The sequence below is a fragment of the Streptomyces sp. NPDC057271 genome (assembly GCF_042668715.1).
Lineage (GTDB): Bacteria > Actinomycetota > Actinomycetes > Streptomycetales > Streptomycetaceae > Streptomyces.
This window is the reverse complement of record NZ_JBHUYJ010000158.1, coordinates 1-11,092: the sequence shown is the minus strand read 5'-3', so window position 1 is coordinate 11,092 and position 11,092 is coordinate 1. Positions and strand designations below refer to the sequence as shown.

Annotated in this window: 9 protein-coding genes and 3 pseudogenes; 2 read left to right on the top strand and 10 right to left on the bottom strand. The window is 70.0% G+C overall.

Annotated elements, in window-relative coordinates; genetic code table 11:
* Positions 1 to 95: 95 nt before the first annotated feature.
* Both ACFUJR_RS37070 and ACFUJR_RS37065 read right to left on the bottom strand, forming a co-directional pair.
* Positions 96 to 395, bottom strand: a pseudogene (locus ACFUJR_RS37070) (nucleotidyl transferase AbiEii/AbiGii toxin family protein); the annotation flags it as partial.
* Positions 392 to 739, bottom strand: coding sequence for a transcriptional regulator (locus ACFUJR_RS37065; protein WP_383178738.1), 348 nt, complete (start codon positions 737 to 739; stop codon positions 392 to 394). The pseudogene ACFUJR_RS37070 and the gene ACFUJR_RS37065, both read right to left, overlap by 4 nt.
* A gap of 1,059 nt (positions 740 to 1,798) precedes the next feature.
* On the opposite strand from ACFUJR_RS37065, the gene ACFUJR_RS37060 reads away from it, so the two are divergent.
* Positions 1,799 to 2,443, top strand: coding sequence for a hypothetical protein (locus ACFUJR_RS37060; RefSeq protein WP_383178736.1), 645 nt, complete (start codon positions 1,799 to 1,801; stop codon positions 2,441 to 2,443).
* A gap of 224 nt (positions 2,444 to 2,667) precedes the next feature.
* Here ACFUJR_RS37060 and ACFUJR_RS37055 read toward each other — a convergent pair.
* A pseudogene (locus ACFUJR_RS37055) lies at positions 2,668 to 2,916 on the bottom strand (transcriptional regulator); the annotation flags it as partial.
* Positions 2,917 to 3,108: 192 nt separating this feature from the next.
* Here ACFUJR_RS37055 and ACFUJR_RS37050 point away from each other — a divergent pair.
* On the top strand, positions 3,109 to 3,441 hold the full coding sequence (locus ACFUJR_RS37050; protein WP_383178733.1) for a hypothetical protein: 333 nt from the start codon (positions 3,109 to 3,111) through the stop codon (positions 3,439 to 3,441).
* A 278-nt stretch (positions 3,442 to 3,719) separates the two neighbouring features.
* On the opposite strand, the gene ACFUJR_RS37045 is transcribed toward ACFUJR_RS37050, so the two are convergent.
* The 7 genes and pseudogenes from ACFUJR_RS37045 to ACFUJR_RS37015 all read right to left on the bottom strand — a co-directional run.
* Positions 3,720 to 3,893: a hypothetical protein gene (locus ACFUJR_RS37045; RefSeq protein ID WP_383178731.1), complete on the bottom strand. Its 174-nt coding sequence runs from the start codon at positions 3,891 to 3,893 to the stop codon at positions 3,720 to 3,722.
* 38 nt (positions 3,894 to 3,931) lie between these two features.
* Positions 3,932 to 4,378: a hypothetical protein gene (locus ACFUJR_RS37040; protein ID WP_383178728.1), complete on the bottom strand. Its 447-nt coding sequence runs from the start codon at positions 4,376 to 4,378 to the stop codon at positions 3,932 to 3,934.
* Between the two features lie 56 nt (positions 4,379 to 4,434).
* Positions 4,435 to 5,664 (bottom strand): helix-turn-helix domain-containing protein, encoded by a 1,230-nt coding sequence (locus ACFUJR_RS37035; RefSeq protein WP_383178725.1) that lies wholly within the window; start codon positions 5,662 to 5,664, stop codon positions 4,435 to 4,437.
* 300 nt (positions 5,665 to 5,964) lie between these two features.
* Positions 5,965 to 7,668, bottom strand: a complete 1,704-nt coding sequence (locus ACFUJR_RS37030; RefSeq protein ID WP_383178722.1) for a mobilization protein — start codon at positions 7,666 to 7,668, stop codon at positions 5,965 to 5,967.
* A 4-nt stretch (positions 7,669 to 7,672) separates the two neighbouring features.
* Positions 7,673 to 8,110, bottom strand: a complete 438-nt coding sequence (locus ACFUJR_RS37025) for a plasmid mobilization protein (RefSeq protein ID WP_383178719.1) — start codon at positions 8,108 to 8,110, stop codon at positions 7,673 to 7,675.
* Between the two features lie 251 nt (positions 8,111 to 8,361).
* Entirely contained in the window at positions 8,362 to 9,306 is a 945-nt protein-coding gene (locus ACFUJR_RS37020; protein ID WP_383178716.1) for a DUF2637 domain-containing protein, read from the bottom strand.
* A gap of 347 nt (positions 9,307 to 9,653) precedes the next feature.
* Positions 9,654 to 10,853: pseudogene (locus ACFUJR_RS37015) on the bottom strand (DUF3631 domain-containing protein); the annotation flags it as partial.
* Between the last annotated feature and the right edge of the window lie 239 nt (positions 10,854 to 11,092).

Sequence of the window (11,092 nt, the reverse complement as noted above, 5' to 3'; positions counted from 1 at the left end):
AACATCACCCGCAGCCGCCTCGGACGCCTCACCCGCCAAGGCTTCCTCACCCAACCCGGACGAGGCCGCTACCAGAAACGGACTTAACGTCCACTGAGGACATCGACCTCGCACTCCTCGCCGGTGGAGGTGTCGGTGACGATCAGCCGCGCGGACAGCGGGTCGGTTTCCAACGCTCTTACCTGCCAGCCGCGTTGTTCCAGCCCGACGCGCACGGCGGTGGCGATCTTCTCCATCGGCTCCGGGTTCTCGGTGGCGACATCGAGGTCCTTGCTGAGCCGGTCGACCAGTCCGTGTGCCTGGACGGCGTAGCCACCCGTGAGCACGAGCGGGTAGACATCGCCCACGGCGAGGACATCCGCGAGGAGCCGCCGGTGCAGTTCGGTGAGATTCACGCAGCAGCCTGGGCGTCGGGCGTCAGTTCGTTGAAGGCGTCCTCCCAGACATCGCGGATGTCCCGGCTGATCAGTGTGCGCAGGACGGGCCACATGGCGACGAGCAGTTCCCGGTTCAGGTAATGGACCAGGTCATCGTGCTGCCCTTCGGCCAGCACGATCCGGTAGCAGCCCATCCGCAATCGGGGCTGGTCGAGGTCGAACCGAGACAGGCCGGACCACGCGAGGTGCAGCGGAAGGTCGACGTGGCCGCGGGCGGGGCCACCGAGCTCCGAGAGCTTGGCGGGAAGCCGCCTGGCAAATCTGGCTCGGCGGAGCTCGGGAACGCTGGGTGTGGCTGCCATGTCTTGATTATTCCGCAGGAGGGCGAGGCGGCCCTGTGTTTCCGGTACAGGTAACACCCGGCTCAGAGCTTCTACCTGGCCGCAGTGGCGGTAGCTCCGCCGTAAGAGCAGGTCAGAGTACTCATGAGACCCCTCCGGCGAGACAATGCCATGTTCATGCCCTCCGCGTGCCCCATCTCGCGGGGCTGAAGGGTGTGTACGAACGGCGAGACTGGCCTGTCAGCAGACAAGCCCCAGACCGCTGGCCTGGAGCTTGCCATGGGAACTGGCACGTCGTGGCACGCAGCCTGGGTGGGGTGCGGAGACGAGGGCGAACCTGAACCCGCCGGCGTCGAACGAAGGGGGGGCCGTGCTGGCGGATTGAACCCACGACCTCTTCGTCCCGAGTGAGGTTCGGTCCGGATCTTCACCGGCCGGTTTGTCATTTCGCCTGGTCACAGCGTTGGTGCGCGGTGGGCTCGGGCGGTGTCGCGGAGGCTTGGGGGAGTAGGTCGGCGCTCAGACGGCTCCCAGGAGGGATATGCCCACGGTGCCCACCGGGAGCGAACCCGCGCCATGGGCTTGGGAGGGGGCACCTGCCGCTACCTGGTTGCTGTCGAGGGCATGGTCAGGTCCTCCCTGGTGTCGGAGGTTTCCACGACAGAGCCCCTGTCCTTGGCGGGTTCACGCCCACGCCTCGCGGCGCGGAAACGACGCCGCCGTCGCCGGGAAAGCCCCCGGTCCGCTGTGTACGCAGCACCCTCGCAGGGGTCGCGGTCGCTACGGAGCGTATTAGGCGCCTCAGATCACCCGTTGCGTAATGGGCGACTATAGGTGCATATGGTGAGTGCGACGTCACCGTGGGTCACATGCTGGCGTCGCGTCAGCTGGGCACGGCGCAGGCCGGAGCCCTTCAGCTACTTGGAAGGAGTGGGTGTGAGCTCACGCTTTCGCGTTACCCGGCGGAAAGTGCTCGTGGCCGCCGCACTGTCCGTGATCGTCGCCTCGACACTCTCCGGTTCGGTGTCTGCCGTGGCAGATGGGAACGGTAGGGACCACGCGCGCCCGGACCACTGGGGTGTGATCGCCCGTAACACGATCGGCTCTCCGGTCGCCGAGTTGAGGAACGGCCCGTTCGGGTCATTCGGCGTGACGGGCTCCGCCGCCAGGCCGCCTCTCGGGCGGGGCAGCCTCGGCATCGCGGTGGCGGACGGATCCACCTCGTTGAGTCCGGCCAGCGAGAAGGTCGACTTCGGCAACGAGGTCGACTTCTACGGCGATCCGGTGCAGGGCCTGCGCAGGCTCGGGTTCCACGTCTTCCAGACCGGTGAGAACGTGAGCTACGGGGGCGCCGAGAACATGCCGAACATCAGGTTCGAGATCGATCCGAACCTGAGTGCGCTGCCGGCCGACAACTACTCCACGATGGTGTGGGTGCCGGATGCCTCCCCCGTGACAAACCGCTGGAGCGGCTTCATCGACGCCACCTCGACGGGCTACTGGTACCTCACAGGGAACGAGACCATCTGTACCCCGGCGGCCGAGTGCACCCTGGAGGAGCTGAAGACCTCGCTCAACGACGGCGGCCTGGGAGCGACCGTCTACACGGCCGCGGTGGGCAAGGGCCGCGACCACATGTGGATCGGCGCGGTCGACGGCCTCCGCATCAACCAGAACGTCTATGACTTCGAGACCAACGGCGTCAGGACACGTCGAGTCGACTGATGCGACCACGGGCGGCACCTCACCAAGAGCGTGCCGCCCGCGGCGTGTTGTCCACATGCGCGGACCTGTTCGGATCCTGAGTGACTCGCCCCGCTGACGGATGGCCGGCTCCGGTCGTCCAGGGTGCCGGAGAAGGCGGCCAGGGTACCCAGGTCGTGCCCCTTGGATTTGATGTACTTGCCGATCGCCAGCTCGTACAGCACCACGTGTCTTGCGCTCCGGGTTCACGGTGATGCCCTCTGCGTGACCGTCGAGCAGACCGGCCCCTCGTAGAGACGATCGTCGAGGCCTCGGACGCACTGCTCGTTCTGCCAAGGGGCGAGCGTGCGTCGGACCTCGCGGATGTGCTCCATGCCCGTGGCGTACCAGGTGACGGTGAGCTGGTCGAAGGCTTGGATGGCGTACCGGCACGCCGCCTCCGGGCTGCTGTCCGCAGCTTCGACCGCGGCGAGATTGCCGAGGACGACTGTGCGCTCCGGAGTGTCGTTCGTCAGCCATTGGCTGATCGGCGCCTTTACGGTTCAGTGCCGCGTCCTTGATCCTGCTGTGCCGAACCAAAGGGAGGGCCATGCTGGCGGCACGGAAGCGGCGGGCATCGGCTGCGCGTAAGCGTCGCCAGCAGCGACTTCAAGATCGGTGCGATCGCTGGGGGCGTGGGAGCCGTCTTGCCGGTGGCCTTCTGGAGCGTGATCTGGCCGCATCTCGTGGGTGGGCTTGTTCTCGGTGGCGTTGCCGGCGGTGGGTGGTGGTTGCGGCGCACCGATCGGTTCATCAGGGGCAGTGATCGGCAGTGGCGGCGTGACGAGGCCGTGAAGGCCGGACAGCGCACGCTTGCCGAGGTCGAGGCGATGACGGGGACGGAGTTCGAGGACTTCGTCGTGGACCTCTGTCGGCGCGACGGGTGCTGCGCCTCGCTGCCGTCGCTCGGCGCGGTGAATGGCCTGGGCCAGGCGGACCGGCGGCACCGAGATCGATGGAAGGAGACGTACGAGTCGTGACGCCTACCGGTGATTCGCCGTCGAGGTCCACGCCGACGAGGGGGCGCGTACACGAGCGCAGTGTCTGCTGAAGGGGTCTCGCCCCGCGATCCGGCGACGCTCGCGATCGACTTCCACGCAGCCGGCGCCTGGGCGCCACAGCGGCGCTGGTTCCCCCTCGACCGGTTCGGGGTCCCTGAAGAAGAGGCCTCGGTTCCAAGTGATGGGGCTGGTCGCCCTCCGCCGAGTGGTGCGGGAGCGGCGCGGGGAGGCTCCGGGTCTCCTCGGCGGAGGGCCGTTCAGTGGCCGGTGGCGAGAGGCGGAAGAACGATGTCCGGCACGGCCACGGCCACTCGGTGGCCCGTGGCGTCGAGGAGCTGGCCGGCCTGGGTACGCAGTGCCCAGGTGGGCCCGGCCAGGCCGGCGATGGCGAGGAACGCCAGAGCGATCCGGCCGCTGCGGTCCGGACCCACGCGAGGCGCGTGGCGAGGGACGCGGTGACGGGCTCTGCTCACGAGGTCTCGCCGAGGACGTTCTCGTGCCTGTCGAGAAGGCGGCAGGTCTCCGCGTACAGCCGTTCCAGCTCGGCCGAGGTGAGGATGAGGACCCCCTCGGAGGACGAGCCGTCCTCGAAGTGGATCGTCACGGGTACCGAACCCTGACGGGCACGCGGGTCGTAGATCGCGTCACGGCCGGGCAGCAGAGTGGCGTGGGTCGCCTGCGCCGGCACCGGGCGCAGTGTCGTGCCGTCCGCCGGCGCGGACCAGGCGGGCCCGCCGCCGGGCGGGCACAGGTGGTAGGTGGTGGCGGAGCCCTCACCGGGAAGGGTGACCACGACACCGACGCGGCCCTCGCGGGCCGTGTCGGCTGCGAGGTCGCCGAGCTGGGGGAGGAAAGGAGCCGCTGTTCCTAACTCGACTCCTTGAGCGGGGAGATGGGGGAAGCTTCGTCCAGTCATGCCCTCGAAGTTAGGGACGCCCAAGACCCCGAATATGAGCCGGAGGAATACGACCCCTATCCGTCCAGGTGAAAGCGGTCGGACATGCGTCGCAACTTCTCGCGCGTAGCTGCCCGTTCGGCGTAGACGATGCTGCGGAGGGTCGAGCGGGCGATGGGATGGTTGCGTACGAGCTGGGGGGCGATCCGCTCGGCGGTCTCCAGCTCGACGAGGGCCTTGTCCCGGTTGCCGTCCCACAGCCACGCGCGCGCGATGTCCATGTGGTGGTGCCCCTGACGGGAGTTGGGGAGGGCGCCGACCAGCTCAGGGGTCGTACGGCGGTTGATCTCCAGGGCCTTGCCCTGCTCGCCCATCTCCAGAGCGACGCTGATCGCGTGGATCTGCACGTTCCCGGCGGAGAACGTCAGCGAGTGCCGGTCGTACACCGGCATTCCGACGTACGCGTCCATCCGCTCGGCGGCGTCTTTCGCGTACCCGATCCGGTCCTCTGCCTCCGACGCGCGCCCGGCGCGGGCGGCCGAGACCGCTGCCCGGAGCTGGAGGGTGCCCCAGGCGCGTACGGCAAGCGGTTCGCCGTGCTCGTACGCCTGCTGCACCGACCCGATCGCCTTGTCCGAGAGCGTCAGCGCGTCCGCCCAGTCAGCCGTGGCCCACATGTCCCAGACCCGCATCCAGTCCGCGACCGCGGGCAGCAATGGGTCCCCGGACAGCCGGGCCGACCACGCGGCCCGCTCGCAGGCCATCGCCACCAGCTCGGGGTGGCCGAGGGAGTGGGCGGCGGTGTGGGCGAACTTGCAGCAGACCGCGTATATCGCGTACGCCTCCTCCCGCTCGTGCCCCTCCGACATTTCGGCCAGGGCCCGCGCCTCGCGGAAGAGGTCGGGCAGGACCCGGAGGATCGCCACGTTGGAGGCGGTGTCCCGGAGTCGGTGCAGGCGCGTCACCTCCCGCCACAGCTGGGTCGCCGGCCTCGGCGTCCCCTCGAAGACCGGGGCGAGGTCGTAGCGACGCAGCTCGCGCAGGATCGAGGAGGCGGCGATCTGCCACTGGTTGTCGTCGGGGGAGCTGCGGTACGGCCGCCCGATCAGGTCGTTCGGGTGGACGTGCAGCTCCGCGGCGACCTGGTTGAGCAGACCGACCCGGTCCAGCTCGATCAGGCCCCGCTCCATCTTCGACACCCAGCCCTGCGACTTCCCCAGGGCCGCCGCCAGATCGGCCTGCGGCATCCCCAGCCGCAGCCTCGCCCTGCGGACGCGTCGGCCGATCTCCTCGGCTTCCTCCAGCATCAGGACACCTCCCCAACCGCCGGACGTCCGTGCGGGGCGCGCCGGTCTGTCCGTACAGAGTTCGTACCAGCACGGTACCGAGGACGGTGGGCCGGCGTGAGGGAGTTGCCCGGCCGGTGGTCCTACGCAGTCCTTCTTGCCGTGGCCGCCCTATTCAGAAAATGAACAGGGCGGCTGTTCAGTAACTGAACACGACCGCCGTTCAGAAAATGAACGGGGTGCGGTCCGTTCCGTTTCGGAACAAGCCGGGCGTTCCGAAACGGAACGCTTCGTTGTTCCGTTTCGGAACAGGCCGACTGATCAACGCCGTCGCGGCTGCGGCTGAGTGGCTGCCGGTGACACCGCTGACAGGTGGGACGGGGTGGTGGGCCTGCGTACGGTGCTGCGGGCCATGGCTGCTGCCTGGGCGAGGGGGCTGGGTGCGTGGCGCTGGCCGAGGCGGTGGATGCGCCAGGTCAGGGCGCGGGCGGGGTTGCGGGCGTCGTCGAGAGTGCGTTGGCCGAGGGCCTGGTCGAGGAGGGTGGTCGGGTTGTGGCCAGCAGTTTCGGCGTCGGCGAGGACGGTGGCGAGGGCGTCCCAGTCGGGGTCATGGAGGATGCGGTCGGCGTGATCGGGGGCGGCCTGCTGGAGGTGGCGGGCGTAGCGGTGCTTGGTCTGGATGCCGGGGGTGCGGCGGGCGAGGTCGTCCAGGACCGGGACGGCGACCTGGGCGTACGCGGTCTGGAGATGGACGAGGGCCTGCTGGGCTGCCGCTTCCTGCTGGGCGTGCCGGTGAGCGCGGTGCCAGTGCCGCGCGAACGCCACGGCGATGAGGGCGGCGTCCAGCAGCATCGCCAGCCCGGCGCCGTCGCGTGTCGCGGCGGGGGTGCGCAGGATCGTCTGGACGCTGCGGCGCAGGACGCGGGCGCTGTCGGCGTCGGAGGTGATGCGGGAGCGGGTGGCGCGCTCGAAGAGGGCGGCGGCCCGTTCGAGTTCGGTCCTCGCCGCGGCTGGTGCGGTGAGGGGGAGCAGGTCGAGGGCTCCGCCGAGGGCGACGAGCTGGCCTTGGGCGGTGTGGTCGCTGCTGTGGGTTAGGTGGTGGGGGATGCGTTCGGTGGCGGCGGTGGCCTGGTGCCAGGGGTCGGCCGGCCGGACGGTGGTCGGTTCGGGGCTGGTGGCGGTGAGGCGGTGGCGGATCTTGGGCAGGGAGAGGTCGCCGGCGAGGGTGGAGCCGGAGAACCACACCGGTTCCCCGTGCTTGTTGAGGTCGCCGAGCAGGGCGACGCTGTAGCCGAGGACGTCGCCGGACGGTCCGACCTTGGGCCGCACGTCTACGCCGGTCGCGTCCAGCAGGGCGAAGAACTCGGTCTCGCTGGAGGCGGCTGCCACGGCGCGGCGGACGCGCATGCGCAGGATCTCGCGGGTGGTGGTGTCCTGGCCCTGGCGCTTGGCCTTGAAGTGTTCCTTGCTGGTGGGGCGTTTGGCGGCGGTGCCGTCGCCTGGGTTGAGGCGGCGCAGGCCGAGGTCGGCTTCGATCTTGCGGGCTTCGCGCTGGACGGCGCGGATGTCATAGTCGCGGCGGGGACGGCGGCCGTCCTGGCGTACGAGGGTGGCGGCGATGTGGATGTGGTCGTCGGCGTGGCGGACCGCGACCCAGCGGCAGGCTTCCTCGTCGCCTTCGGGGGCGATGCCGGCAGCGGCCACGATCCGGCGGGCGATGTCCGCCCACTGGGCGTCGGTCAGGATCGGGTCCTCGGGCGCGGCACGCACGGGGCAGTGCCACACCGTGGTCGTCGGGGCCTTGTCGCCGAGCATCCTCGCGGGCTGGTCGAGCTGCGCGGCGAGCTGGTCCTCGACGTCCCTGGGGTTGCGGTGGGGGCTGCGGCCGGGATCGGGAGCGAAGCCGTTCCAGGACACCACCAGGTGCGGGTCGGTGTGCTCGTTGGCGCTGCCCGGGCCGTAGAGGTAGCCGATGAGGCGGCGGGTGGCGCGGGCGCCCTTGCCGAGGATGATCTTCGGTATCACGTGGTCACCGCCCCGAGATCACCTGGGCGACGGCCACGTCCACATCGTCGACCGATGCCTCGACCCGGTCCAGCAGCCGCGCCACGATGTCCGGCGCGGGCCAGGTGCCGTCCTTGTTGAGGTGCCAGGCGAGCTGGTTGAGGTTGTTGCCGATCAGTGCGAGCTGGCGATTGGCGGCCATCAGCGCCTTGACCATGGCGCGGTAGTCGGCGACCGCGGCGGTGGGGTCGTCGGAGCGGGCGGCGGCGAGCGAGGTCTCGGCGACGTAGCCGCCGACCGACATGCGGCTGAGGTGAGCGGCTGTCGCGAGGAGGGCGAACTCGTCGTGGCTGTAACGGGGGTGGACGCGCTTCTCACGCAGCGTGGGTTCGCGAAGACGGCGGCGCGGCGCGGACGGCTGTGTGGCTTCTCCCCGAGTCGGCTCCCCCGGGCCGGCCGGCATCGGCGCCCCCTCGGCGCCGGACGCCTCCGCCTCTCCTGGGGCGGAGGCCGGGTAAGGACTCCTTACCCGACAACTTGCTGCGCCAACGGGGCCGGTGGTCGTCTCCTGCTGGGGAATGGGGAGTTCGTGGTTCGGGTCGTGCATGGGTCGGTTCTCCGCTGGGTGCTGGGTTGTGCGCGGTCTCCGGGTCCCTGTGCGCTCGGCTGCACAGGGGCCCGGGATGCGACGGAAGGACGGGGCCGGTGCGAGGGTCAGGCGATGCCGACGGGGGCGGTGGCGCCGTCGAGTCCGTCGAGTGACCCGATCTCGGAGCCGTCGTACAGGGCGGGCTGGTCCTGGCCTGCCCGCTCGACCTGCAGTCGGTCGCGCAGGATGCGGGCGCGTTTCTGGCCGATCCGTAGTTCGGTCCGCAAGCGCTCGGCGGTCAGCTGGTCACCGGTCCAGTCGGCGGTCAGGAGTCGGGCCTTGTCGAGAAGTTCGTCGTCGGTGCGGGTCCGGTCGGCGGTCGACTTGGCAGCGGCGGGGACCCGACCGGTCGCTCGACGTGGGGCAGCTCCGGTCGACTCCGCCGCTGCGACCGACCGGGGTGGTCGGGCGCCGGGGGCTGCGTCGACTCCCTCGGCCGACCCCGTCACGGGCGCTTCGGTGACCTTCATGGGGGTCGACTCGGTCAGCTGCTCGGGGATCGATCCGGGCCGGTCAGGCGTCGACTGAGGGGCCTGCTCGCCGACCGACTGGCCGGAGGCCGTTTCGGGGGAGTCGGCCGACTCGTGGTTGTGGTGCAGCACCTTGGCCACGAGGTCCGATCCGAAGTAGATCGATCCGATGGGGAGTGAGGTGGCCAGCAGTACGAGGGCCCAGTTCGCGATGTCCTGGTCGGTCAGTCGGCCCCACTGGATCGAGTCGGTGTGCAGGGCCGGTACGAGGCCGTGCACGTAGTTCAGCAGGAGGCTGGCGATCGTGTAGGTCGCCAGGACCCGCAGCGCGAACTTCCGGTCGGCGTCGGTCAGCACGAGTGTGGCGATCAGCGCGAGGGCCATCAGGCCGTCGACGACGATCGGGTAGAGGAAGGCGGCGGTGGAGTCGGCGCCGATGGCACGAGCCACGTCGGACAGCGCGTTCCACGAGACCCGGAAGGCCATGAGGACGACGGCCACCAGGCCGATGACGAGGGCGATGCGTCCCGTGCGGCTCACACGACGACTCCCCGCGGGTGCGGGTGTTCGGCGCGCGTCGCCGGGATCGGCACGCCGCTTGAGGTCGTCGTTCTTGGTGCCGGAGGCGAACCGCGCGATACCGGCGCGGATGCTGCGCATGGCTGCCGGGGCGCTCGGAGCAGGGAGGTGCAAGGTGGAGGGCTCCAGGGCTGGGTGTGGCCGCCGGCGTGGGCGGCCGTGAGCGGTGGGGACTCGTCCCACCCGTCCTGCCGCTGGTCAGGGCAGGTACGGGTGGGGCGGTGATGTCGAGTCGACTCGTTGCGGGTCGGTGACTCGTCCCCGCGCTGACCTGCGCGGGGACGAGTGGGACGAGTCGGGGAGGGGCAGGCGCCGGGCTCGACGGGGAGCGTGGCGGCTGCCTCGGGAGGGCAGTAGCGGGTCCAGGCGTCGGTGAACTGGGCGCGGGTAAAGCCCTTGGCCTGGTTGCCGCCAGGGAAGCGGCGGTTGGCCGACTTGATGCCGTAGTCCTGGAGCAGGATCTGCAGGCCGCGCGGGGTGAGCCCGTTGGGGCTGTGCTCGGCCCAGGGCGCTTCCTGGTCCTGGTTGAGGATCTCCAGGAGCCGGCCGGTGCGGATCGTCGGCTGGTCCCCTTCGGAGGCGAAGGCGCGGCGGATGTCGGCGAGGATGCGGATCTTCAGGCCGCCGTCCTCGTCGCGCCCGGACTCGTAGTCCGTCATGGCCGTGCACGCGGTGCGGGCCAGGACGGGCCAGTGTCCGCCCGCGAGGTCGGCGACGCTGAGCAGCGGTGCCCAGGTGTCGGCGGCACGGTCCTCGACCGGCATCTTCGGCTCCAGGGCGAGTGCCTTCTCGCGTACGGAGGCGAGCCAGGCTGCCAGCCGGGTCCGGAGCTCGCGGACCGCCAGGTCGTCGCGGCCGTAGCGCCAGAAGCTGACCTTCTCGGTCGCGGCTCGGCGGCGCATGCGGATGACGACCGACCGGTCCATGATCGTGTCGGGGAGGTCGCCGATTCCGGCGAGGGCGGCCATGGCGAAGGTGTCGAACTTGACCACCTCGTGGTTGGGGCCGGTGACGCGCAGGGTGGGCCGGTTGCGCTGGTGGCCGGCGTTGAGCAGGCCGCGCATCTCCTCGTTCTTCTCCGCGACCTTCGCGCTGCCGAAGATCGTGTCGACTTCGTCGACCAGGAGCGTGGGCGGGTTGCCCTCGCCGATCGACCGGAAGATCGCCGCGGCGGAGGCGTTGACCGTGATCAGCGGCTCGTGGACCGCCTCGATCAGGACTTCGAGCAGCCGCGATTTCCCGCAGCGCTTGGCGGGCCCGACCACCGCCAGGCGCGGTGCGTGCTGCCACACCGGCTGCAGGTGGGTCGCCGCCGCCCAGAGCGTGGTCGCGGTCAGGGCTTCGTCGCTCGGCATCACGACGTAGCGCCGGATCGCGTCCCGGAGCAGGTCCAGGACCTCTACGCCCTCGGGGTCTGCGGCGGGCGGCGGGGCGGTCGGCTGGCCGGGGATCGCTGTCGGCGGCCACTCGACGGGAAGCGATGGCGTGTTCGGGGTGGCTTCGTCCATACTGGACATCGAGCTCCTCAATCTGCGGGCCATACGGGACGGCAATCCCGGCCTTGCAGCTAGTCGTTCAGGGATGGGCGGCGTGAGGTTTGCGCTTTGAGCCCCTCGGTGTCGCAAGCACTGGGGGGCTTTTTGCATGTCTGGCTAGTGTTCTGAGTCTGGAATTCTGTTCAGATAGCTGGCGAGGCGTTTAAGGATCTCGTCCGCAGTCTTGGTCCACACGTAAGGTTTCGGGTCGC

Coding starts and splice junctions, on each gene's coding strand:
- ACFUJR_RS37065 (WP_383178738.1), bottom strand. CDS start 739: ATGGCAGCCACACCCAGCGTTCCCGAGCTCCGCCGAGCCAGATTTGCC.
- ACFUJR_RS37040 (WP_383178728.1), bottom strand. CDS start 4,378: ATGACTGGACGAAGCTTCCCCCATCTCCCCGCTCAAGGAGTCGAGTTA.
- ACFUJR_RS37035 (WP_383178725.1), bottom strand. CDS start 5,664: ATGCTGGAGGAAGCCGAGGAGATCGGCCGACGCGTCCGCAGGGCGAGG.
- ACFUJR_RS37025 (WP_383178719.1), bottom strand. CDS start 8,110: ATGCCGGCCGGCCCGGGGGAGCCGACTCGGGGAGAAGCCACACAGCCG.